This window comes from Hydrogenophaga sp., from assembly GCF_035481345.1.
GTDB lineage: Bacteria > Pseudomonadota > Gammaproteobacteria > Burkholderiales > Burkholderiaceae_C > Hydrogenophaga.
Genome location: NZ_DATIGV010000186.1, coordinates 20,449 through 43,099, shown reverse-complemented (window position 1 = coordinate 43,099; position 22,651 = coordinate 20,449). Strand labels below are relative to the sequence as shown.

Genomic DNA, 22,651 nt, shown 5'->3' with positions numbered 1-22,651 from the left:
CGATGCCGCCCATGCGCTCTTCGTAGCTGCCGCCGTCGCGCACGCCGCCGGCTTTCTGCAGCAGGTCGCCGTTCGGGCTCTTGATGTCCTTCGCGGCGGCCTTGCCTTCCATCCAGTACGCCCATTCGTACGGCTCCATCTTGGCCTTCGCCGTCTCGAGCACCGCGCTGTAGTAGCCCTGGCGGTTGAGGTACGCGCCGGCCCAGCCGTCGAGGAACCAGTTGATGAATTCGTAGACGGCATCGGCCTTGCGGCCCGTCACCGACTTCGGCACGCCGAAGCCCGCGGCCCACGCGCGGTAGCCCTCCTTCAAGGGCTGGAAGGTGCAGGCGATGCCCTTCGTGCGCACGGCCGTCACGGCCGGCGACCACATCGACTGGATCACCACCTCGCCGGAGGCCATCAGGTTCACGCTTTCGTTGAAGTCCTTCCACAGCGCGCGGAACTGGCCGTTCTTCTTCGCCTCGATCAGCACCTTGATCGTGAGGTCGATCTCCTTCTTCGTCATGTTCCCCTTGTCGGGATACTTGTAGAGGCCCGCGGCCTCCACCACCATGGCCGCGTCCATGATGCCGATGCTCGGGATGTTCAGGATCGCCGACTTGCCCTTGAACTCGGGGTTGAGCAACTCCGCCCACGACGAGACGGGCCGCTTGATGAGGTCGGGCCGGATGCCCAGCGTGTCGGCGTTGTAGACGGTGGGGATCAGCGTCATGAACTGCGTGGGCGCCGCCGAGAACGTCTTCGACGTGGGCGTCTCGAGGTACATCACCTTCTTCGGCGCGGTGCCCTGGTCGCCCACCTTCTTCCCGCCGACCTCGCCCCGCGTGAACAGCGGCGTGATCTTGTCGGCGTTCTTGATCCGTTTCGTGTCGATGCCCAGCAGGTTGCCGGTGGGCAGGATCTTCTTCAGCGAGAAGTACTCGGTGTCGATCAGGTCGAACGAGTTGGGCGCGGTCACCGCGCGCTTCGTCACGTCGTCGGTGGTGACCGGGATGTACTGGATCCTGATGCCGGTGTCGGCCTCGAACTTCTCGGCGATGGCCTTGTCCTGGTTCACCGCGGTGCCGAGGTAGCGCAGCACGATCTTCTCCTGCGCGTGCACGGCGGGCGCCAGGCCGCTGGCCAGGATGCCGGCCATGCCGGCGCTGCCCTGCAGCAGGCTGCGGCGCGAGATGCCGGCCTGGCCGGGTTTGCTGTCGATGGGGTCGGACATGGGTGTGCTCCTGAGTGGGTGGATGAAGGGGAGGGCGGGAAAAGGGAAAGGCATCAGGCGGCGAAGCGGTGCGCGCGCTGCGGGTCCCAGGTGAGGCGCGCGCGCTCGCCGAGCCGGTAGGGGCGCTGCAGGAAGCGGGCCTCGGGCAGCATGACGGAGACCACCTCGTTGCCTTCACCGTCGAGCCGCAGGCCCAGCAGCACGTAGGTGCCCTGGTACTCCACGTCGCTCACGGTGGCCTGCCAGTCGGCGCCGGCCTGGGCCTCGTCGAGGCTGATGTGGTCGTTGCGCACGGCCACCTTGCCCTCGGCGGTGGCCAGCACGTTGTGCCCGCCCATGAAGCGGGCCACGAATTCGGTGGCGGGGCGGTTGTAGACCTCGTGCGGGCTGCCGACCTGCTCGATGCGGCCCTGGTTCATCACCACCATGGTGTCGGCCAGGGCCATGGCCTCTTCCTGCGAGTGCGTCACGTGGATGAAGCTCAGGCCCAGGTCCTTCTGCCACTGGCGCAGCTCGGCGCGCATCTGGATGCGCAGGAAGGGGTCCAGCGCGGACAGGGGCTCGTCCAGCAGCAGCACGCGCGGCTGCGTGATGAGGGCGCGCGCGAGGGCCACGCGCTGCTGCTGGCCGCCCGAGAGCTCGCCCGGCTTGCGCTGCGCCAGGTGGCCCATGGCCACGCGCTCCAGCAGGGCCTGCGCCTTCGCCTGGCGCTCGGCCTTGGCCACGCCCTTCATCTTCAGGCTGAAGGCCACGTTGTCCAGCGCCGTGAGGTGCGGGAACAGCGCGAAGCTCTGGAACATCATGGCCGTGCCGCGGCTGGCGGCGGGCAGGGTGGTGATGTTGCGGTTCTCCAGCAGGATGTCGCCGCTGGTGGTGCTCTCGTGCCCCGCGATCATGCGCAGGGTGGTGCTCTTGCCGCAGCCCGATGGCCCCAGCAGGCAGCAGTAGCTGTCGGGGGCGATGCGCAGATCGATGCTGTCCACGGCCACGCTGGCGGGCCCGTAGCGTTTGCTCAGCGCGATCAGCTCGACGGCGGCGGGGGCGGGGGCTTCGGCGTGCATGCCCCGCTTGCTTGCACGAGTTGTGCCAGGCGGTTTGTACGCAATCCAGCACCGATTGCGTACAAGAAGTCGGGTGTTTGTGCACGGTGATGGGGCATGCGTGGCCTGGGCGATGCGCCCCGGTGCGTGCGCACCGGGGCGAGGCGCACCAGCCCTGCGCGCCGTGGGTCGATTGCGTGCGCCGCCACCGCACGGGTTCCGTGCGCGGATAATTCGCGCCCATGCAGATCCGCTTCACCAAGATGCAGGGCGCGGGCAACGACTTCGTCGTGCTCGACGAAACACGCGGACTGCTCGGCCTGAATCCGGCGCAGTACCGCTTCCTCGCCGACCGCCACTTCGGCGTCGGCGCCGACCAGATCCTTTCCGTGCGCCCGGCCCCCGGGCCGGGGCTGGACTTCGAATACGTCATCCACAACGCCGACGGCGGCGAGGTCGAGCACTGCGGCAACGGCGCGCGCTGCTTCGTGCGCTACGTGCACGACAAGGGCCTGAGCGAGCGCAACCCGCTGCGCGTGCAGGTGAAGAACGGCGTGCTGGAACTCAAGCGCCTGCCGGATGGCCGCGTGACCGTGGACATGGGCCCGCCGGTGTTCTCGCTGGCCCAGGTGCCCTTCGACGCCAGGGGCCTGCGGGCCGAGAAGCTCGGCAACTTCGAGCGCTGGCCGCTGCCCGTGCCTTACGCGGGCGACCAGCCGGTTGCCGTGCTGTCCATGGGCAACCCGCACGCCGTGCTGCGGGTGGACGACGTGGACAGCGCGCCGGTGGCGGCCTGGGGCCCGCTGATCGAGAACCACGAGCGCTTCCCGCAGCGCGTCAACGCCGGCTTCCTGCAGGTGATCGACACCCGCACCGTGAAGCTGCGCGTGTACGAGCGCGGCGCTGGCGAGACCCTGGCCTGCGGCACCGGCGCCTGCGCCGCCGTGGTGGCGGGCATCCGCCTGGGCTGGCTGGGCTCGCGCGTGGACGTGCACACCCGGGGTGGCGTGCTCACCATCGAATGGATCGACACCGCCAGCCACGACGCCCCGGTGTTCATGACCGGCCCGGCCACCCCCGTGTTCGAGGGCGAGATCACCGTGCCCGACGAACTGAACTGAAACGACTGCCTTTTGCGCCCAAGACCATGACCCAGCCGATCCCGCCCATCACCGAAGACGACATCGCCCAGTACCTGGCCAACAGCCCCGATTTCTTCGAGCGCCACGCCAGCCTGCTGGCCGCGGTGCAGCTCACCAGCCCGCACGGCGGGCGGGCGGTGAGCCTGCAGGAGCGCCAGGCCGAGATGCTGCGCGAGAAGATCCGCGGCCTGGAGCTCAAGGGCGCCGAGATGCTGCGCCACGGCAAGGAGAACACCGCCATCGCCGACAAGCTGCAGCGCTGGATGCGCGAGCTGCTGCTGGTGCGCGAGGCGCGCGAACTGCCGCGCGTGGCCGCCACCGAACTGGCGGCGCAGTTCCTGGTGCCGCAGGTGGGCATCAAGGTCTGGGGCGTGTCGGCCGAATTCGGCGACGAGGACTACGCCCAGGGCGCCAGCGAGGACGTGCGGGCCTTTGCCAGCTCGCTCGCGGTGCCGTACTGCGGCCACAACCCGGGCCTGGAGGCCGCGCAATGGCTGGCCGATCCGGAGTCGGCCAGTTCGCTCGCGCTGATCCCCCTGCGCGCGGGCGCCGCGCCCGAGGCCTTCGGCCTGCTGGTGCTGGCCTCGCCCGATCCGCAGCGTTTCGCCCCCGACATGGGCACCGACTTCCTCGAACGCATCGGCGAACTCACCAGCGCCGCGCTCTCGCGCCTGCGCCCGGTGGTGCCCGCCAGCGTGGAATGATGAACCCCGCCCGGCCGCCCGAAGGCGCGCGCACCGCAGCGCGTTGCGCGAAGGGTTTCCGATGACGCTGCCGGCCCGCCACGACGACGCGGGCCTGGTGCGGGCCTACCTGGACCACGTGCGCGTGGACAAGCGGCTGGCCGATCGCACCCTGATCCTCTACACGGCCGACCTGGACAAGCTGCAGGCGAACGCGCGCGAGGCCGGCGTGGCCCTGGTGGACGTGATGCCCGCGCACGTGCGGCGCTGGGTGGCGCAGATGCACTCGGGCGGGCGCAGCGCGCGTGGCATCGCGCTCATCCTCTCGGGCTGGCGCGGCTTCTACGGCTGGCTCGGGCGCCAGGGCCTCATCCAGCAGCACCCGGTGAACGACGTGCGCGCGCCCAAGGCCGGCAAGCCCCTGCCCAAGGCCCTGCCGGTGGACGAGGCCGTGCGGCTGGCGAGCTACGAGGACGCCGAGGACGACCCCGCCCTGGAGGCGCGCGACGCCTGCATCGCCGAGCTGCTGTACGGCTGTGGCCTGCGCATCGGCGAACTGGTGGGCCTGGACGCGGCGGCCAGCGCCACGGCGCGCGGCTGGATCGATCTGCAGGGCGCCGAGGCGCACGTGCTCGGCAAGGGCAGCAAGCGGCGCAGCGTGCCGGTCGGCCGTGCGGCGCTTGAAGCGCTGCGGCGCTGGCTGGAGCTGCGCGCGGCCTTCGCGCGCGAGGACGCGGCGCTCTTCATCGGTCAGCGTGGCCAGCGGCTCACGCCGCAGTACATCCGCGTGCGGCTCAAGCGCCGCTCCATCAAGGCCGGCCTGGCCACGCCGGTGCACCCGCACATGCTGCGCCACTCCTTCGCCAGCCACGTGCTGCAGTCCAGCGGCGACCTGCGGGCCGTGCAGGAACTGCTGGGCCATGCCAGCATCGGCACCACGCAGGTGTACACGCGGCTCGATTTCCAGCACCTGGCGCGGGTGTACGACGCCGCCCATCCGCGCGCCCAGGCCCGCAAGCCGCGCGGCAAGTGAGCGCGGCGCCGCGACAATCGCGGCCATGAAATCCATCCGACTCAAGCCCGGCAAGGAGCGCTCGCTGCAGCGCCATCACCCCTGGGTGTTCGACGGCGCCATCGCCAAGGGCAGCGCCGATGCCGGCGAAACCGTGCGCGTGGACGGCGCCGACGGCCAGTTCCTGGCCTGGGGCGCGTACTCGCCGGCTTCGAAGATCCGTGTGCGCGCCTGGAGCTTCGATCAGGGCCAGCGCATCGACGCCGCCTTTTTCAAGGAGCGCCTGCGCGCGGCCCTGGCGCTGCGCGAGCGCCTGGCCATCGCCAGCGATGGCGTGCGCCTGGTGCACGCCGAGTCCGACGGCCTGCCCGGCCTGGTGGTCGACCGCTACGGCGACACCCTGGTCGCCCAGTTCGGCGCCGCCGGCGTCGAGCGCTGGAAGGACGCGATCGCCGACGCCCTGGTCGAGCTCACGGGTTGCGAGCGCCTGTACGAGCGCAGCGACACCAGCAGCCGGCGCCTGGAAGGCCTGGCCGACGCCACCGGCTGGCTGCGCGGGCAGGGCGACACCGCGCTCGTCTTGCAGGAACACGGCTGGCGCCTGGGCCTGGACGTCGCCAGCGGCCACAAGACCGGCTACTACCTCGACCAGCGCGACAGCCGCGCCGCCTGCCGGGACCTCGTCCAGCGCTTCGGCCTGGCCGAGGTATTCAACGGCTACTGCTACAGCGGCGGCTTCACCGTGGCCGCGCTCGCCGGCGGCGCCCGGCGTGTGCTCTCGGTCGACTCCTCCGGCCCCGCGCTGGAGCAGGCCCGCGCCAACGTGGCCTTGAACGGCTTCGATGCCGATCGCTGCGAATGGCTCGACGCCGACGTCAACGCCAGCCTGCGCCGCCTCATCGACGAAGGCCGCCAGTTCGACGGCATCGTGCTCGACCCGCCCAAGCTGGCCCCCACGGCGGCGCACGCCGAGCGCGCCGCGCGCGCCTACAAGGACATCAACCGCCTGGGCTTCAAGCTGCTGCGCCCGGGCGGCGTGCTGTTCACCTTCTCCTGCTCCGGCGGGGTGGGCGTGGAGCTGTTCCACAAGATCGTGGCGTCCGCCGGGCTGGAGGCGGGAGTGGACGGCGTCTTCCTGCAGCGCCTGGGCGGCGCCTGTGACCACCCGATGACGGTGAACTTTCCCGAGGGCGAATACCTCAAGGGCCTGGTGGTGATGCGCCGGCCCTGAGGCCGGCATTCATCTTGCTGTCCTACACTCGTCCGCCTTCGTTGTCCCCACCCCCACACGCACCATGGCCCTGATCCCCGCCACCATCCTCACCGGCTTCCTCGGCTCGGGCAAGACCACCCTGCTCAAGCGCGTGCTCACCGAGGCCCACGGCCAGAAGATCGCCGTCGTCGAGAACGAGTTCGGCGAAGAGAACATCGACAACGAGATCCTGGTGGCCGACACCACCGAGAACATCATCCAGATGAGCAACGGCTGCATCTGCTGCACCATCCGCGACGACCTGCGCGCCACCCTGGCCGATCTGGCGCAGAAGAAGCGCAAGGGCGAGCTCGACTTCGAGCGCGTGGTGATCGAGACCACCGGCCTGGCCGACCCCGGCCCCGTGGCCCAGACCTTCTTCATGGACGACGAGGTGGCCGAGCAGTACCTGCTCGACGCCATCGTCACCCTGGTGGACGCCAAGCACGCCGCCGACCAGCTCAACGACCGCCAGGAGGCGCGCCGCCAGGTGGGCTTCGCCGACCAGATCTTCATCAGCAAGGCCGACCTGGTCTCCCAGGACGAGGTGGAGGCCCTGACCCACCGCCTCAAGCACATGAACCCGCGCGCGGCCATGCGGCCCGCGCACTTCGGCGAGGTGGCCATCAAGGAGGTCTTCGACCTGCGCGGCTTCAACCTCAACGCCAAGCTCGAGATCGACCCGGACTTCCTCAAGGCCGACGACCACAATCACGACCATGGCCATGAGCACCACGGGCACGAGCACCACGACCATGACCACGCCCACGGCGAGCATTGCGACCACCCCTCGCACCAGCACGGTCATGGCCATGGCCATCACCACCATCACGACGACGACGTCAAGAGCTTCGTCTACCGCGCCGAGCGCCCCTTCAGCCCCGAGAAGCTCGAAGACTTCCTGGGCGCCATCGTGCAGGTCTACGGCCCGCGCATGCTGCGCTACAAGGGCGTGCTGCACATGCAGGGCACCGAGCGCAAGGTGATCTTCCAGGGCGTGCACCAGCTCATGGGCAGCGACCTCGGTCCCGAATGGGGCCCCGACGAGAAGCGCGTGAGCAAGATGGTCTTCATCGGCATCGACCTGCCGCGCGACATCCTCGAGCAGGGGCTCGAGCAGAGCCTGGCCTGACGAACAGCCCGTTGCGCGGGGCCCGCCGTGTCGTTTGTCTCGCTTCGGCGCGCCGCGGGCTGCCGGCCGGCGCCGATCCCGTTTCGCGCATGGCTACAATCGCGCCCCGAATCGAACGGGACTTTTGTCACACAGCATGGGGGTATAACAGCCCCTTCGCCGATGGCGGGTCCGGGTTTCGACCTGTCGCCATCGGTCCACGCGCCGGGCATGATCCCTAGCAAGGGACAACCCCGCCATCCTAAGGAGACCCGTTGTGAAAGCCCCGGCTTCCAAGGCAGCGAAAGCAGGCAAGTCCGTCGCCTCGGGCGCCTCCGCGCGTGCCGCCAAGCCGGCTGCAACGGCGAAGTCGTCATCGGCCAAGGCCGTCTCCAAGAAGGTGCCCGCAGCGAAGAAGCCCGTGGCCAAGGCGCCCGCAAGACCCGCCGTGAAGGCCGTTGCCAGGAAGGCGCCGGCGCAGCCGGTGGCGAAGAAGGCGGCAGCCAAGCCGGTGGCCAAGGCCCCGGCGAAAAAGGCCGTGGCCAAGGCACCTGTGAAAGCACCCGTGAAGAAGGCACCCGCGCAAGCGGTCGTGAAGCCCGCCGCGAAAGCGGCCGCTGCGCCCGCCAAGGCCCCACCCGCGGTATCGCCCGCGGCCAAGGCCGCGTCGGCGGCCAAGGCCCTCATATCCAAGGCCAAGGTGGCCAGCCCGCCCGCGCCGATCGTCATCGAACCCTCGCCCCCACCCATGGGCAAGCGCGAGGCCCGCAAGGTCATGCTGGCGCAGATGTCCCAGCCGGCCTCGGTCCCCAGCCACGCCCCGGACGCCGCCAAGGCGACCTTCTCCCACATGAATGAACGAACCGTCATGACGCCCCCCGCCCCCTCATCCCTCCAGAAGGACCCCAAGCGGGCCAACAACTGGAAGACCCTGCCGGTCGAGCAGCTCACCGATCAGGACGTGCAGGCCATGCCCGACAGTGAGTACATGAACGACGTGCAGCTGGCTTTCTTCAAGCTCAAGCTGCAGCGCCTGCGCGCCGACATGCTGAACAACGCGGGCGAGACGACCGAGCACCTGCGCGAGGACACCGTGGTCGTGCCCGATCCGGCCGATCGCGCCACCATCGAGGAAGAGCACGCCCTGGAACTGCGCACGCGCGACCGCGAGCGCAAGCTGCTCAAGAAGATCGAGCAGGCCCTCGCCCGCATCGACGCGGAAGATTACGGCTACTGCGACGAGACCGGCGAGCCCATCGGCGTCGGCCGGCTCATCGCGCGACCCACCGCCAGCCTCTCGCTCGAAGCGCAGCAGCGCCGCGAACTCAAGCAGAAGATGTTCGGCGACTGAGCGCCGGCTGATCGATCCACGGCCCGGTTCCATGTCCAAGGACGACTCCAGCGGCGGCTTTCTTTCCAAGGTGGTGAAATTCGTTCGCCACCCGACCACGAGTTGGGCGGACCTGGACACGCGCCAGTCGGACCGCGAAAGCGAGTACAGCAAAGCCGCGCTCAAGGAAATGATCGAGCGCAAGCGGCGCAACGACTTCGTGCGCAAGCGCGAGTTCGACATGCTGCGCAAGATCCGCTCGCGCGAGGGCAGCCCCGCCGAGGCGCAGGGCATGCGCCCGTCCTTCTTCCAGAGCAGCATCCCCTCCAAGCCCGACGACCGGGCCATGACGCTCAAGAAGATCGACGAGATCGAAGCCCAGATGTCCATGCAGTGGTGGAAGACCAAGGGCGCGGACTCCATCACCAGCACCGGCTCACCGGGCCCCAACAGCGCCGCGCAGCCGCCCGGCACCCTTCCGCAGAAGGGCCGCGAGGCCTCGCCGATCCGGCCGCTGCCGCAGGTGGACCCGGCGCGCCTGCGCGCCCAGTACGACGTGACCGAGCCCGCGCCGCTGCTCAATCCCGCGGCGGCGCCGCGCGAGCACCAGCACACCGAACCCATGGACCTGCGCGCGGCGACCGCCGCGACGGCACCGGCCCCGGTGAAGCCCGCCAGCGCCAGTCCGCGCACCGGCCTCATGGCGCCGCGTGCGGGCACGCCCAGCGTCCAGGGCTCCGAGTTTTCGGCCTCGCACTTCTATGCGCTCGACGTGCAGGAGATCGCGCAGGACCCCGAGGTGGAGGAGGCCGCGATCCGCTTCGCCAACGGCGACGACGCGGGTGCCGAACAGGGCCTGCTCGAGGCCGTGTCCGCAGGCGGGCCGCGGGTCGACCAGGAGGCCGACTGGCTGGCGCTGTTCGACCTGTACCGCGCCACCGGCCAGCTCGCCCCATTCGAAAGCCGCGCGGTGGAGTTCGTGAACCGTTTCAGCCGCTCGGCCCCGCAGTGGTACGACATGCCGGCCGCGGTGCACCGCATGGTTGGCGCGGCCCAGGAACCGGTGGCGGCCACGCAGGCCCGCGCTGTCTGGGCCTGCGAGCCCGAACTCGACGCCCACGCCGTGGGCACGCTGCAGAACGTGCTGTCGCGCGCGCGTTCGCCCTGGGTGCTCGACTGGACCTTGCTCACCAGCATGGACCAGAAGGCCGCCCGCGCGCTGCTGGGCATCGTCACGCTGTGGACCGACCAGGACGTCGACCTGCGCTTCGTGGGCGGCTCCAAGCTGCGCGACGTGCTCAAGAACATGACGCACTCGGGGCGCCGCGACGTCGAGCAGCTCTGGTGGGAATTGCGCATGGCGGTGCTGCGGCTCATGAACCGCGCCGACGAGTTCGAGCTCACCGCGCTGGATTTCTGCGTCACCTACGAACTCTCTCCGCCGGGCTGGGAACGGCCGCGCTGTCGCTACCAGTCGGTGCGCGGCGATGGCGACGAGGGCCATTCGGTGCTCGGCGAATCGGTGATCGAGGCCGTGCAGTCCACCCTGTCGGGCGAGGCGGGCATGGACACGCAGCCCGGCTCTTCGATCAACCACCTGGGCCTGGTCGAACTCTCGGGCGAGATCCGTGGCGACGCGCAGAGCACCATCGACATGCTCGAGCAGCGTCTGGAAGGTGCCGACGTGCTGATCCTGTCGTGCCGCAACCTGATCCGCGTCGATTTCTCGGCCGCGGGCACCCTGCTCAACTGGGTCTCCAACCACCACGCGCAGAACCGGCTCGTGCAGTTCGTCGACGTGCACCGCCTGGTCTCGGCCTTCTTCCACGTCATCGGCATCACCGAGTACGCGAAGGTCGTCCTCCGCAATGATTGAAGTACCCCTCCGCCGCGCTGCGCGCGACCCCCGCTAGGGGGCGGCACCTGCGGGCCGTCCTGAGCTTGTAGAAGGGCGGTTCCGCGGTGCCCCCGGCTGGACCGCGTGGTGCGTGGCGGGTCGCGCGCCGGCTTTTTCTCAGCAGCCCCTTGAGGGGGGCTCTCGCATCCCCATTTGGCATCCCATGGAATCCTTTCACGGCACCACCATCGTCTGCGTCCGCCGGGAAACCCCGCAGGGCGTGCAGGTCGCCATCGGCGGCGACGGCCAGGTCACGCTCGGCAACATCGTGATCAAGGGCACCGCCCGCAAGGTGCGCAAGCTCTACAACGACCGCGTGCTCGCCGGCTTCGCCGGTGCCACGGCCGACGCCTTCACCCTGTTCGAGCGCTTCGAAGCCAAGCTGGAAAAACACCAGGGCCAACTGGCGCGCGCCGCCATCGAACTCACGCGCGACTGGCGCACCGACCGCGTGCTGCGCCGCCTGGAGGCCATGCTCGCCGTGGCCGACCGCACCGCCGCGCTGGTGATCACCGGCAACGGCGACGTGCTCGAGCCCGAGCACGGCATCGTGGCCATCGGCTCGGGCGGCGCTTACGCGCAGGCCGCGGCCAAGGCCCTGGTCGACCACACCCAGCTCAGCGCCGCGGACGTGGTGCGCCAGTCGCTCGCGATCGCGGGCGAGCTGTGCATCTACACCAACATGAACCACACCATCGAGACCCTGGACTGAGCCATGTCCTCCATGACCCCTCAGGAGATCGTCTCCGAGCTCGACCGATTCATCATTGGCCAGAAGGGCGCCAAGCGCGCCGTCGCCATTGCCCTGCGCAACCGCTGGCGCCGCCAGCTCGTCGATGACAAGCTGCGCCCGGAGATCACGCCCAAGAACATCCTCATGATCGGCCCCACCGGCGTGGGCAAGACCGAGATCGCGCGCCGCCTGGCGCGCCTGGCCGACGCGCCCTTCATCAAGGTGGAGGCCACCAAGTTCACCGAGGTCGGCTACGTCGGCAAGGACGTGGACAGCATCGTGCGCGACCTGGCCGACATCGCCATCAAGCAGACGCGCGAGGCCGAGATGCGCAAGCAGCGCACCCGGGCCGAGGACGCGGCCGAGGAGCGCATCCTCGACACGCTGATCCCGCCCCCGCGCGCGGTGGGCTTCGAACCCCAGGCCACGCCCGACAGCAGCACGCGCCAGGCGTTTCGCAAGAAGCTGCGCGAAGGCGAGCTCGATGATCGGGAGATCGAGATCGAGCTGGCCGAGCCGCGCCCCAGCATGGAGATCATGGGCCCGGCCGGCATGGAGGAAATGGCCGAGCAACTGAAGGGCCTGTTCGGCCAGTTCGGTGCCGGGCGCAAGCAGGTGCGCAAGCTGCGCATCGCCGAGGCCATGAAGCTGCTGATCGACGAGGAGGCGGCCAAGCTCGTCAACGAGGACGAGATCAAGACGCGCGCGTTGCACAACGCCGAGCAGAACGGCATCGTGTTCATCGACGAGATCGACAAGGTGACCTCGCGCAGCGATACCGGCGGCACGGCCGAGGTGTCGCGCCAGGGCGTGCAGCGCGACCTGCTGCCGCTGGTGGAGGGCACGACGGTGTCGACCAAGTACGGGCCGATCAAGACGGACCACATCCTCTTCATCGCCAGCGGGGCGTTCCACCTGTCGAAGCCGAGCGACCTGATCCCAGAGCTGCAGGGGCGGTTTCCGATCCGCGTGGAATTGCAGTCGCTGTCGGTGGACGACTTCGAGGCGATCCTGACGCAGACGCACGCCTCGCTGGTGCGTCAGTACCAGGCGCTGTTGCAGACCGAGGGGGTGACGCTGGAGTTCACGCCCGAAGGCATCCGCCAGTTGGCGCAGATCGCCTGCGAGGTGAACGAGCGCACCGAGAACATCGGGGCGCGGCGGCTGTCGACGGTGATGGAGCACCTGCTCGATGAGGTGAGTTTCGATGCCGCGAAACTGCAGGGGCAGACGGTGAACATCGACGCTGCATTCGTTCAGGAACGCCTGGGGGCGCTGAGCAAGGACGAGGATCTGTCGCGGTACATCCTCTGATCTTGCGGCCTTCCGGATTTGCGCTCGGCGGTTTCGCGCCTGCACCTCGCGGTTGCTCGCGGCCACTGGGTGCCTTGCTCCGCGAATGTCCCCCGGACGGCTGCGCCGTCCTCCTCCTTTATTTCGCTACGCAAGGCACCCAGCGTCCGCGAGCTCCAGGCACGTAGGCGCACACCCGGTCGCCGATGACCGAAGCCGCCGGAGAAGACCCAGCCAAGCCAACCCAACCGCCCGTCGTCTCGTGAAACGCCCGTGGAACGTCCCCACGGGCGTTCCTGTTTTGAAGCTTCACTTGCAGTGCCCTTTGTAAGTGCTTGCTTTTTATGCGCTTTTTGGTGCCTCGACCACTACGAAATCGCCTCTAAGTGGTTGATTTCATTGAAAAAATGTGTACTCAACCCCTGGCGCGGGAGTGTTTTCCTGCTACAGTGGGATTTAGTGCAATTAAGTGGTGGTATCTGCCATCCCAGGGTCCAAAGCGGTGTTTCAGGGCGCGTCTTCGCTGAGTCTCGATGCCAAGGGGCGGCTGTCCGTGCCGACCCGGCACCGCGACGCCCTGGGCGGCTCGCTCACGATCACCAAGCACCCCCACGGCTGCCTCATGGTCTTCCCCCGCGAGGCCTGGGAAGAATTCCGTGGCCGCATCGCCAACCTCCCCATGCAGGCCCAGTGGTGGAAGCGCATCTTCCTGGGCAACGCCATGGACGTCGAGGTCGACGGCACCGGCCGCGTGCTTGTCTCGCCCGAATTGCGCGCCGCCGCCGGCATCAGCAAGGACGTCGTGCTGCTCGGCATGGGCGCCTACCTTGAACTCTGGGACGCCCAGGTGTATGCCGCGCAGGAGGCCGAGGCTATGAAGGCCGACATGCCCGACGTGTTCAAGGACTTTTCCTTCTAAGGGTGGTGGTGGAGACGACATGGACCCATCTGACCGTCCTGTTGACCGAAGCCGTGCAGGCGCTGTCGATCAACCCGGACGGCCACTACGTCGATGCCACGTTCGGCCGCGGCGGGCACAGCCGCGCCATCCTGCAGAGGCTGTCGCCCCAAGGGCGGCTGAGCGTCTTCGACAAGGATCCCCAGGCCATCGAGGTGGCGCGCCAGCTCGCCGCGAAGGACGCGCGCGTGACGGTGCACCACAGCGGCTTCGCGGCCATCGCCGACCTGCCCCCAGCCAGTGCCGACGGTCTGCTCATGGACCTCGGCGTGAGTTCACCGCAGATCGACGACCCCGCGCGGGGTTTTTCTTTTCGCCAGGACGGTCCGCTGGACATGCGCATGGACACCACGCGTGGCCAGAGCGTGGCCCAGTGGCTGGAGACGGTGCCCATCCCCACCCTGACGGAGGTCATCCGTGACTATGGCGAAGAACGGTTTGCTGCACAGATTGCAAAGGCGATTGATCGTCGCCGACAGGAACGGGGCCCTGTTCGAACCACCGGCGAGCTGGCCCAAATCGTGGCTGGCGCGGTCAAAACCCGCGAGCCGGGCAAGGACCCTGCAACGCGCACATTTCAGGCTCTTCGGATTTTCATCAACGCCGAGCTTGAAGAGCTGCAACAGGCGCTAGACGCCAGCCTGACCCTGCTCAAGCCCCAAGGTCGCCTCGTGGTCATCAGCTTCCACTCCCTGGAAGACCGCCCGGTCAAGCAGTTCATGGCGCGCCATTCGCGCACCGTGGTGGACCGCCGCGCGCCCTTCGCCGAGCCCGCGCCCACGCGCCTGGCCGAGGTGCACCGCGTGATGCCCTCCGACGCCGAGGTGCAAGGTAACCCGCGCGCGCGCAGCGCCGTCATGCGCGTGGCTACGCGCACGGGGGTTGCCGCATGATTCGGCTCAACCTCGTGCTGCTGCTGGCCGTGCTGGCCAGCGCCTTCTACCTGGTGCACACCCAGTACGAGTCGCGCCGCCTGTACTCCACGCTCTACCGCGCGCAGAGCCAGGCCAAGCAGCTCGACGCCGACCACGAGCAACTGGTGGTGCAGCGCCGCGCGCAGGCCACGCCCGCGCGCGTGCAGCAACTGGCCGCGCGCCAGTTGCAGATGCGCCAGGTCACGCCCGGCATCACGCAGTACGTGAGCGAGCGCGCCGCCGCGCCGGCACCGGCCCCCCAGGGCGGGGAGGGTGCGCGATGAGCCGCAGCATCAACTACGCCTCCAGCCCGCTGCTGGCCAGCAAGACGCCCGTGTGGCGCAGCAAGTTCATCGTCGCCGGCCTGGCGCTGGCCTTCGCGGGCTTGGCCGGGCGCGCCGCCTATGTGCAGGTCATCGGCAACGACTTCTTCAAGCGCCAGGGCGAGGTGCGCTTCGCGCGCAACCTCGAACTGCCCGCCAACCGCGGCCGCGTGCTCGACCGCAACGGCCTGATCCTCGCCTCCAGCGTGGTGGCGCAGAGCATCTGGGCCATCCCCGAGGACGTGGAGAAGAACCACCCGAAGATGCGCGAACTCGCCCGGCTGCTCGACATGCCGCTGGCCGATCTGCGCAAGCGCCTGGCCGACAACGACAAGACCTTCGTCTGGGTCAAGCGCCAGGTGGACGAGCCCATCGCGCAGAAGATCGCCGCGCTGGACATCAAGGGCATCTACCAGCGCCGTGAGTACAAGCGCCGCTACCCCGAGGGCGAGGCCACGGCGCACGTGGTGGGCTTCACCAACGTGGAAGACCGCGGCCAGGAGGGCGTGGAACTGGCGTTCCAGTCGCAGCTGGCCGGCAAGGCCGGCTCGCGCCGCGTCATCAAGGACCGCCTGGGCCGCGTCGTCGAGGACGTGCAGGACGTGGTGCCGCCCGTGGACGGCCCCGATCTCGCCCTCTCCATCGACAGCAAGGTGCAGTACTTCGCCTGGCAGAAGCTGCGCCAGGCCGTGCTGCAGCACAAGGCCAAGGCCGGCAGCGTGATCGTGCTGGACACGATCACGGGCGAGGTGCTGGCCCTGGCCAACTACCCCAGCTACGACCCCAACCTGCGGCGCAACCTCAGCGGCGAGCAGTTGCGCAACCGCGTGCTCACCGACACCTTCGAGCCCGGCTCGACGATGAAGCCCTTCATCGCCGCGCTCGCGCTCGACAAGGGTTTGGTCAAGCCGACCACGCCCATCCAGACGGCGCCCGGCCGCATCACCATCGGCGGCTCCACCATCCGCGACACGCACCCCAAGGACGTGTTGACCGTGGCCGAGGTGATCCAGAAGTCCAGCAACGTGGGCACGGTCAAGATGGCCATGCAGATGAGCCCGCGCGAGATGTGGGAGATGTACGCGCAGGTGGGCTTCGGCCAGAAGCCGCAGGTGCCGTTCCCCGGCGCCGTGGCCGGCCGGCTGCGGCCCTACAAGAGCTGGCGCCCCATCGAGCAGGCCACCATGAGCTACGGCTACGGGCTGTCCGTCTCGATCTACCAGCTCGCGCAGGCCTACACCATCTTCGCGCGCGACGGCGAGCTCATTCCGCTGACCCTGCTCAAGAGCGACACGCCCGCGCAGGGCGTTCGCGTGTTCAGCGAGCGCAACGCCCGCGCCGTGCGCGACATGCTGGCCCTGGCCGCGCAGCCCGGCGGCAGCGCCACGCGCGCGCAGACGATGGGCTACTCGGTGGGCGGCAAGACCGGCACCGCGCGCAAGCAGGAAGGCGACGGCTACGCCGAAGGCAAGTACCGGGGCTTCTTCGTCGGCATGGCACCCATCGAGCAGCCGCGCATCATCGTCGCGGTGATGATCGACGAGCCCACCGACGGCAAGTTCTACGGCGGCGTGGTCGCCGCGCCCGTGTTCAGCGAGACGGTGCAGGAAACCCTGCGCATCCTCGGCGTGCAGCCCGACATGAACGTCAAGCCGCAGATCGTCACCACCGACCCGGTGGAGGAGTCGTTCTGATGGTGCAGACGCTCGTCCACCCCGAGGCCGTGGCGCAGTGGCTGCGCGCCAGCGTCACCGGCGCGCTGGTGTGCGACAGCCGCCGCGTGCGCGAGGGCGACGGATTCGTGGCCTGGCCCGGCGCGGCCACCGACGGGCGCCGCTTCGTGCTCGACGCGCTGCGCACCGGCGCCAGCGCGGCCGTGGTCGAGCGCGAGGGCCTGGAAGCCTACGATTTCCGCCACGACCCGCGCGTGCTCGCCGTGCCCGGCCTCAAGGCACAGGCCGGCCCCATCGCCAGCGCCTGGTGCCGCGAGCCCAGCGGCGCGCTCGACGTCATCGCCATCACCGGCACCAACGGCAAGACCTCCAGCGCCTGGTGGGCGGCGCAACTGCTGTCGGCCTGCAACCGCCCGGCGGCGGTGGTGGGCACGCTGGGCATGGGCCGTCCGGGCGACGATTTGCGGGTCACCGGCCTGACCACGCCCGATCCCGTGATGCTGCAGCATGGGTTGCGCGCCTTCGTCGAACAGGGCCTGCGCGCCTGCGCCATCGAGGCCTCCTCGATCGGCCTGGAAGAGGGGCGTCTGAACGGCACGCGCGTCGCGGTGGCAGTGTTCACCAACTTCACGCAAGACCACCTGGACTACCACGGCAGCATGGACGCCTACTGGGCCGCCAAGCAGCGCCTGTTCGACTGGCCCGGCCTCAAGGCCGCGGTGATCAACATCGACGATCCGCACGGCGCCGGCCTGCTCGCGCGTCTGCAAGGGCGCGGGCTCGACCTGTGGTCCGTCGCCATCGACCGCGACGCGCGCCTGGAAGCGCGCGACGTCACCACCACGCCCGCGGGGCTGGCCTTCGAGCTCGTCGAGCGCGACGAACGAGGCCAGGAACGCCAGCGCCAGGCGCTGAGCCTGCCGCTGGTTGGGCGCTACAACGTGCACAACCTGCTGGGCGTACTCGCCACGGCGCGCGCACTGGGCGTGCCCTTCGCCGCGGCCGTGCAGGCCTGCGCCGCGCTCACGCCCGTGCCCGGTCGCATGCAGCAGGCCCAGGCCGACGCGCCCGGCGCGCCGCTCGTGCTGGTGGACTACGCGCACACGCCCGACGCGCTGGAGAAGGCCCTGCAGGCGCTGCAACCGCTGGCCGTGCGGCGCGGCGGCGCGCTGTGGGTGCTCATTGGCTGCGGCGGCGACCGCGACCCGGGCAAGCGCCCGCTGATGGCCGCCGTGGCCGAGCGCGGAGCCCGCCACGCCGTGCTCACCAGCGACAACCCGCGCAGCGAGGACCCGATGGCCATCCTGTCGCAGATGGCGCGCGGCCTCAGCCGCGCCGACGCCGCGCGCACCGTGGCCGACCGTGCCGAGGCCATCGCCCTGGCCGTGCGCGAGGCCGCGCCCGCCGACGTGGTGCTCATCGCCGGCAAGGGGCACGAGGACTACCAGGAGGTGCGCGGCGTGAAGTCGGCGTTCTCCGACATCGAACACGCGCGGCGCGCGCTCGCGCTGCGTCTGGAGGCAACAACATGAGCCCCCACACTCCGCCGCTGCGCGGGTCCTTGCCCCCCGAGGGGGCTGATCCGGCGGGGGGCGGCCCGGCGCCGGATCGCAAGACCCTGGCCGAACTGCTGCTCACCCTGCCCGGCGCGCGCGCCGTCGGCCGCATCGCCGCGCCCATTCAGCGCGTGCACTCCGACTCCCGCAGCCTGCGCGCGGGCGACCTGTTCGTGGCGCTGCACGGCGAGCGCTTCGACGCGCACGACTTCCTGCCGCAGGCGGCGGTCGCCGGCGCCGTGGCCGCGCTCGCGCAGCGCGGCCTGGCCGAATCCGGTCTGCCCGGTGTCGAGGTGCCCGACACGCGCGCCGCGCTGCTGCAGCTCGCACAGGTGTGGCGCGCGCAGTTCGGCCTGCCGCTGATCGCCGTGACCGGCAGCAACGGCAAGACCACGGTCACGCAGATGGTCGCCAGCATCCTGCGCGCCCACGCGGGCGAGGCCGCGCACGCCACGCAGGGCAACTTCAACAACGACATCGGCGTGCCGCTCACGCTGTTGCGCCTGAACGCCGCGCACCGGTGCTCGGTGGTGGAGCTGGGCATGAACCACCCGGGCGAGATCGCCCAGCTCGCCGCCATCGCCGCACCCACGGTGGCCCTGGTCAACAACGCGCAGCGCGAGCACCAGGAGTTCATGAGTTCGGTGGAGGCCGTGGCGCGCGAGAACGGCACCGCGATCGCCGCGCTGGGCGCCGAGGGCGTGGCCGTGTTCCCCAGCGACGACGTGCACACCCGCATCTGGCAGGCGCTGGCCGGCGCGCGCCGCCGCCTCACCTTCAGCGACACCGACCCCGAAGCCGCCGTGCGCGCGCTCGCCGCCGAGTGGCAGGACAACGCCTGGGCGCTGCACTTCGCCTCGCCCCTGGGTGAGGGCCAGGTGCAATTGCGCATCGCCGGCCGCCACAACGTGCGCAACGCGCTCGCGGCCGTGGCCTGCGCGGTGGCCGCCGGCGTGCCGCTCAGCGCCATCGTGCAAGGCCTGAACGCCTTCGAGCCCGTGGGCGGGCGCTCGCGCGCCATCACCCTCACCATCGACGGCCGCGTGGTCGCGCTGATCGACGACACCTACAACGCCAACCCCGACTCCGTGCGCGCAGCCATCGACGTGCTCGCCACGCTGCCCGCGCCGCACCTGCTGGTGCTGGGCGACATGGGCGAGGTCGGTGACCAGGGCCTGGCCTTTCACCTGGAGGTGCTGCGCCACGCCTACGCGCGCGGCATCGACGAGGTGCGCGTGAGCGGCACGGCGATGTGCGAGGCCGCCGAGGCCATGCGCGCGGCCAGCGAGCCCGCGCCGCGCTGCGTGCCCGAGGTGGACGCGCTGGCCACCGACGTGGCCGCCGAGGTGGCCACCGGCGTGGTGGCCAGCGTGCTCGTGAAGGGATCGCGCTTCATGCGCATGGAGCGCGTGGTGCGGGCGGTTCGCGCGCTCGATCCGACGCAGGCCGTCAACGACAAGGACTCTTCCCATGCTGCCTAGCATCGCCCTCTGGCTGCAAGGCCTGTTCCCCGACCTCGGCTTCCTGCGGGTGTTCCAGTACCTCACCTTCCGCGCCGTCATGGCCGCGATGACGGCGCTGGTGGTGGGCCTGGTCGCCGGCCCCTGGTTCATCCGCCGCCTCGCCGCGCTCAAGATCGGCCAGCCGATCCGCGAATACGCCATGCAGACGCACCTGAGCAAGGGCGGCACGCCCACCATGGGCGGCGTGCTGATCCTCTTTGCCATCGCGCTGTCCACGCTGCTGTGGTTCAACTGGAGCAACCGCTTCGTCTGGATCGTGCTCATCGTCACCCTGGGCTTCGGCGCCATCGGCTGGGCCGACGACTGGCGCAAGGTGGTGCACAAGAACCCCGAGGGCATGCGCTCGCGCGAGAAGTACTTCTGGCAGTCGCTGATCGGCCTGGTCGCGGCCTTCTACCTGGTGTTCGCGGTCTCCGAGACCAGCAACACGCGCGTGCTCGAGCTCTTCATCGATTGGGTCGGCTCCGGCTTCACGCTCGACCTGCCGCCGCAGTCGGGCTTCATCGTGCCCTTCTTCAAGGAAGTGAGCTACCCACTCGGCGTGGCCGGCTTCGTCATCCTCACCTACCTCGTCATCGTGGGCGCGAGCAACGCGGTCAACCTCACCGACGGACTCGACGGCCTGGCCATCATGCCGGTGGTGATGGTGGGTTCGGCCCTCGGCATCTTCGCCTACGTCACCGGCAACGCGGTGTTCGCGCGCTACCTGCTGCTGCCGCACATCCCCGGCGCGGGCGAGCTGCTCATCTTCTGCGCCGCCATGGCCGGCGCGGGCCTGGCCTTCCTGTGGTTCAACACGCACCCGGCGCAGGTGTTCATGGGTGACGTGGGCGCGCTCGCGCTCGGCGGCGCGCTCGGCACCATCGCCGTCATCGTGCGCCAGGAGATCCTGCTCGCCATCATGGGCGGCATCTTCGTCGTCGAGGCGCTGTCGGTGATGCTGCAGGTGACGTACTTCAAGTACACCAAGAAGCGCTACGGCGAAGGCCGGCGCCTGTTCCAGATGGCCCCGCTGCACCACCACTTCGAGAAGAAGGGCTGGAAGGAGACGCAGGTGGTGGTGCGTTTCTGGATCATCACCATGCTGCTGTGCCTCGTCGGTCTGTCGACGCTGAAACTGCGATGAAAGACCAGCCCGTTCTCATCCTCGGTCTCGGCGCCTCCGGCCTGTCGATGGCGCGCTGGTGCGCGCGCGAGGGTGCGCGCGTGACCGTGGCCGATACGCGCGAGGCGCCGCCGCAACTGGTGGCCCTGCAGGGCGAGTGCCCCGACGCGGTGTTCATCAGCGGCGCCTTCGACGAGGCCCTGCTCAGCCGCGAGCCCTGGGCACTGATCGCGCGCAGCCCCGGCCTGACGCCGGCCGAGCTGCAGGGCGTGTTCGACTTCGCGCGTGAGCGCGGCGTGCCGGTGCTGACCGAGCTCGACCTGTTCGCCCAGGCCCTGCAGGCCCTGTCGCAACGCGAGCGCTTCCCCTACCGGCCCCAGGTGCTGGCCGTCACCGGCACCAATGGCAAGACCACCGTCACATCGCTCGCGGGCCAGTTGCTGGATCGCGCGGGCTGGTCCGTGGCGGTGGCGGGCAACATCGGCCCGGCCCTGCTCGACGTGCTGGCCGCCGCGCTGCACGCGGAGGCGGTGGCGCAGGCGGCGGACGACGAACGCGAAGCCGCGGAAGCGGCCGAGACCGAAGCGAAAGCCGCTGCCGAAGCGCAGGCCGAGCCGGCGAAGTCCGCCATGGCGGCGCCGCTTGCCGAACCCGAACCGGAAACCGGTCCCTTGTTCGACGACGGATCGGGCGAGTTCGCGCCGGCGGACGCATCCGTCGAGGCGGATGAGGGCGAGCCATCCGTCGAGGCCACCGACGAGCCCGCCACCGCCCTGCCGGACGGCGAGGGCCCGACGCTGATCGCCCCGCCGCCGCCCGAGCCCCCGCAGCCGCCGCACCTGCCGCGCGTGTGGGTGCTCGAACTCTCCAGCTTCCAGCTCGATGGCACCGCGCAGGGCGCCTGGGCCGGCGTGCCCACCGCGTCCACGCTGCTCAACCTCAGCGAGGACCACCTCGACTGGCACGGCGACATGGACGCCTACACCCAGGCCAAGGCCGCCGTGTTCGGTGCGCGCGCGCTCATGGTGCTCAACCGCGACGACCCGCGCGTGATGGCCATGAAGCCCGGCCTGGTCACGGTCAAGATCGGCAACCGCAACCGCCAGGTGCCGGCGCGCGCCTGGTGCAGTCTCGGCCTGGACGCGCCCACGCGCGCGGGCGACTGGGGCCTGGAAACCGTCAACGGCATGACCTGGCTGGTGCGCGCGCTGGCGGTCGACGAGACCCGCACCAAGGGCCGCGCGCAGGAAGATGAAGAAATCTATTTCCAGCGCCTGATGCCCGCCGAGGCCCTGCGCATCCGCGGCCGGCACAACGCCGCCAACGCGCTGGCCGCACTGGCGCTGGCCACTTCCACCGGCGCGCCGCTGGCGCCCATGCTGCACGGCCTGCGCGAGTACCGTGGCGAGCCGCACCGCGTCGAGCCCGTGGCCATCGTGGACGGGGTCGAGTACTTCGACGACAGCAAGGGCACCAACGTGGGCGCCACGCTGGCGGCCGTCAATGGCCTGGGCGCCGAGCGCCGCCTGGTGGTGATCCTGGGCGGCGACGGCAAGGGCCAGGACTTCACGCCGCTGGCCGCGCCGCTGGCCCGCCACGCGCGCGCCGTGGTCTTCATCGGCCGCGACGCGCCGCTGCTGCGCGCCGCCGTGCAAGACGCGCTGCGCGGTGCCGGCGTGCCCCTGCACGACGCGGGCGAGCTCACGGCCGCCGTGCGGCTGGCCGCCGAACTCGCACAGTCGGGCGACGCCGTGCTCATGTCGCCGGCCTGCGCCAGCCTGGACCAGTTCCGCAATTACGTGCAGCGCGCCGAGGTCTTCGTCGCCGCGGTGCGCGAGCTCGCCGAGGCGCGCGGCATGGGCCTGGAGGGCGGCCTGTGAGCAAGCGCAA

At 70.0% G+C, this 22,651-nt stretch carries 19 protein-coding genes; 17 read left to right on the top strand and 2 right to left on the bottom strand.

The genetic code is table 11. The features are described 5' to 3' along the window. Both VLG41_RS20105 and VLG41_RS20100 read right to left on the bottom strand, forming a co-directional pair. Window positions 1-1,216, bottom strand: a 1,216-nt coding sequence (locus VLG41_RS20105; protein WP_325351163.1) for a PotD/PotF family extracellular solute-binding protein, incomplete at its 3' end; no start/stop codon positions are given. 53 nt (window positions 1,217-1,269) lie between these two features. After that, a complete protein-coding gene (locus VLG41_RS20100) occupies window positions 1,270-2,277 on the bottom strand; it encodes an ABC transporter ATP-binding protein (protein ID WP_325351162.1) in 1,008 nt (335 codons plus the stop codon). Window positions 2,278-2,498: 221 nt separating this feature from the next. Between VLG41_RS20100 and dapF the strand changes: the two genes are divergently transcribed. The 17 genes from dapF to murD all read left to right on the top strand — a co-directional run bounded on the left by dapF (window position 2,499) and on the right by murD (window position 22,641). Then, a complete protein-coding gene (dapF, locus tag VLG41_RS20095; protein WP_325351161.1) occupies window positions 2,499-3,377 on the top strand; it encodes a diaminopimelate epimerase in 879 nt (292 codons plus the stop codon). 26 nt (window positions 3,378-3,403) lie between these two features. Next, window positions 3,404-4,102 (top strand): DUF484 family protein, encoded by a 699-nt coding sequence (locus VLG41_RS20090; protein WP_325351160.1) that lies wholly within the window; start codon window positions 3,404-3,406, stop codon window positions 4,100-4,102. A gap of 61 nt (window positions 4,103-4,163) precedes the next feature. After that, entirely contained in the window at window positions 4,164-5,114 is a 951-nt protein-coding gene (locus VLG41_RS20085) for a tyrosine recombinase XerC (protein ID WP_325351159.1), read from the top strand. 25 nt (window positions 5,115-5,139) lie between these two features. Next, window positions 5,140-6,324 (top strand): class I SAM-dependent rRNA methyltransferase, encoded by a 1,185-nt coding sequence (locus tag VLG41_RS20080; RefSeq protein ID WP_325351158.1) that lies wholly within the window; start codon window positions 5,140-5,142, stop codon window positions 6,322-6,324. 64 nt (window positions 6,325-6,388) lie between these two features. Continuing rightward, window positions 6,389-7,477, top strand: coding sequence for a GTP-binding protein (locus VLG41_RS20075; protein ID WP_325351157.1), 1,089 nt, complete (start codon window positions 6,389-6,391; stop codon window positions 7,475-7,477). A gap of 256 nt (window positions 7,478-7,733) precedes the next feature. Then, window positions 7,734-8,807, top strand: coding sequence for an RNA polymerase-binding protein DksA (gene dksA, locus VLG41_RS20070; protein WP_325351156.1), 1,074 nt, complete (start codon window positions 7,734-7,736; stop codon window positions 8,805-8,807). Between the two features lie 31 nt (window positions 8,808-8,838). Next, window positions 8,839-10,662 carry an STAS domain-containing protein gene (locus VLG41_RS20065; RefSeq protein ID WP_325351155.1) on the top strand — a complete coding sequence of 608 codons (1,824 nt, stop codon included), beginning with the start codon at window positions 8,839-8,841 and terminating at the stop codon, window positions 10,660-10,662. 184 nt (window positions 10,663-10,846) lie between these two features. Continuing rightward, entirely contained in the window at window positions 10,847-11,395 is a 549-nt protein-coding gene (hslV, locus tag VLG41_RS20060; protein WP_325351154.1) for an ATP-dependent protease subunit HslV, read from the top strand. Between the two features lie 3 nt (window positions 11,396-11,398). Next, entirely contained in the window at window positions 11,399-12,730 is a 1,332-nt protein-coding gene (gene hslU, locus VLG41_RS20055; RefSeq protein ID WP_325351153.1) for an ATP-dependent protease ATPase subunit HslU, read from the top strand. A gap of 481 nt (window positions 12,731-13,211) precedes the next feature. Continuing rightward, window positions 13,212-13,628, top strand: coding sequence for a division/cell wall cluster transcriptional repressor MraZ (mraZ, locus tag VLG41_RS20050; protein ID WP_325351152.1), 417 nt, complete (start codon window positions 13,212-13,214; stop codon window positions 13,626-13,628). Between the two features lie 8 nt (window positions 13,629-13,636). Further along, window positions 13,637-14,560: a 16S rRNA (cytosine(1402)-N(4))-methyltransferase RsmH gene (rsmH, locus tag VLG41_RS20045; RefSeq protein ID WP_325351165.1), complete on the top strand. Its 924-nt coding sequence runs from the start codon at window positions 13,637-13,639 to the stop codon at window positions 14,558-14,560. Next, window positions 14,557-14,865, top strand: a complete 309-nt coding sequence (gene ftsL, locus VLG41_RS20040) for a cell division protein FtsL (RefSeq protein ID WP_325351151.1) — start codon at window positions 14,557-14,559, stop codon at window positions 14,863-14,865. The genes rsmH and ftsL overlap by 4 nt, the downstream gene beginning before the upstream one ends. After that, on the top strand, window positions 14,862-16,598 hold the full coding sequence (locus VLG41_RS20035; protein WP_325351150.1) for a penicillin-binding protein 2: 1,737 nt from the start codon (window positions 14,862-14,864) through the stop codon (window positions 16,596-16,598). The genes ftsL and VLG41_RS20035 overlap by 4 nt, the downstream gene beginning before the upstream one ends. After that, window positions 16,598-18,109 (top strand): UDP-N-acetylmuramoyl-L-alanyl-D-glutamate--2,6-diaminopimelate ligase, encoded by a 1,512-nt coding sequence (locus tag VLG41_RS20030; protein ID WP_325351149.1) that lies wholly within the window; start codon window positions 16,598-16,600, stop codon window positions 18,107-18,109. Before VLG41_RS20035 ends, VLG41_RS20030 begins: the two co-directional genes overlap by 1 nt. Beyond that, window positions 18,106-19,614 (top strand): UDP-N-acetylmuramoyl-tripeptide--D-alanyl-D-alanine ligase, encoded by a 1,509-nt coding sequence (locus VLG41_RS20025; protein ID WP_325351148.1) that lies wholly within the window; start codon window positions 18,106-18,108, stop codon window positions 19,612-19,614. Before VLG41_RS20030 ends, VLG41_RS20025 begins: the two co-directional genes overlap by 4 nt. Continuing rightward, window positions 19,604-20,782, top strand: a complete 1,179-nt coding sequence (mraY, locus tag VLG41_RS20020) for a phospho-N-acetylmuramoyl-pentapeptide-transferase (protein WP_325351147.1) — start codon at window positions 19,604-19,606, stop codon at window positions 20,780-20,782. The genes VLG41_RS20025 and mraY overlap by 11 nt, the downstream gene beginning before the upstream one ends. Continuing rightward, a complete protein-coding gene (gene murD / locus VLG41_RS20015; RefSeq protein ID WP_325351146.1) occupies window positions 20,779-22,641 on the top strand; it encodes a UDP-N-acetylmuramoyl-L-alanine--D-glutamate ligase in 1,863 nt (620 codons plus the stop codon). Before mraY ends, murD begins: the two co-directional genes overlap by 4 nt. Window positions 22,642-22,651 lie beyond the last annotated feature (10 nt).

What these genes read in the sequence shown, in the direction of transcription:
- VLG41_RS20025 (WP_325351148.1), top strand. Translation starts at nt 18,106, where the DNA reads ATGAGCCCCCACACTCCGCCGCTGCGCGGGTCCTTGCCCCCCGAGGGG.
- murD (WP_325351146.1), top strand. Translation starts at nt 20,779, where the DNA reads ATGAAAGACCAGCCCGTTCTCATCCTCGGTCTCGGCGCCTCCGGCCTG.
- ftsL (WP_325351151.1), top strand. Translation starts at nt 14,557, where the DNA reads ATGATTCGGCTCAACCTCGTGCTGCTGCTGGCCGTGCTGGCCAGCGCC.
- VLG41_RS20090 (WP_325351160.1), top strand. Translation starts at nt 3,404, where the DNA reads ATGACCCAGCCGATCCCGCCCATCACCGAAGACGACATCGCCCAGTAC.
- dapF (WP_325351161.1), top strand. Translation starts at nt 2,499, where the DNA reads ATGCAGATCCGCTTCACCAAGATGCAGGGCGCGGGCAACGACTTCGTC.
- VLG41_RS20030 (WP_325351149.1), top strand. Translation starts at nt 16,598, where the DNA reads ATGGTGCAGACGCTCGTCCACCCCGAGGCCGTGGCGCAGTGGCTGCGC.
- VLG41_RS20035 (WP_325351150.1), top strand. Translation starts at nt 14,862, where the DNA reads ATGAGCCGCAGCATCAACTACGCCTCCAGCCCGCTGCTGGCCAGCAAG.
- mraY (WP_325351147.1), top strand. Translation starts at nt 19,604, where the DNA reads ATGCTGCCTAGCATCGCCCTCTGGCTGCAAGGCCTGTTCCCCGACCTC.
- hslU (WP_325351153.1), top strand. Translation starts at nt 11,399, where the DNA reads ATGTCCTCCATGACCCCTCAGGAGATCGTCTCCGAGCTCGACCGATTC.
- VLG41_RS20065 (WP_325351155.1), top strand. Translation starts at nt 8,839, where the DNA reads ATGTCCAAGGACGACTCCAGCGGCGGCTTTCTTTCCAAGGTGGTGAAA.
- VLG41_RS20085 (WP_325351159.1), top strand. Translation starts at nt 4,164, where the DNA reads ATGACGCTGCCGGCCCGCCACGACGACGCGGGCCTGGTGCGGGCCTAC.
- VLG41_RS20080 (WP_325351158.1), top strand. Translation starts at nt 5,140, where the DNA reads ATGAAATCCATCCGACTCAAGCCCGGCAAGGAGCGCTCGCTGCAGCGC.
- hslV (WP_325351154.1), top strand. Translation starts at nt 10,847, where the DNA reads ATGGAATCCTTTCACGGCACCACCATCGTCTGCGTCCGCCGGGAAACC.
- VLG41_RS20075 (WP_325351157.1), top strand. Translation starts at nt 6,389, where the DNA reads ATGGCCCTGATCCCCGCCACCATCCTCACCGGCTTCCTCGGCTCGGGC.
- VLG41_RS20100 (WP_325351162.1), bottom strand. Translation starts at nt 2,277, where the DNA reads ATGCACGCCGAAGCCCCCGCCCCCGCCGCCGTCGAGCTGATCGCGCTG.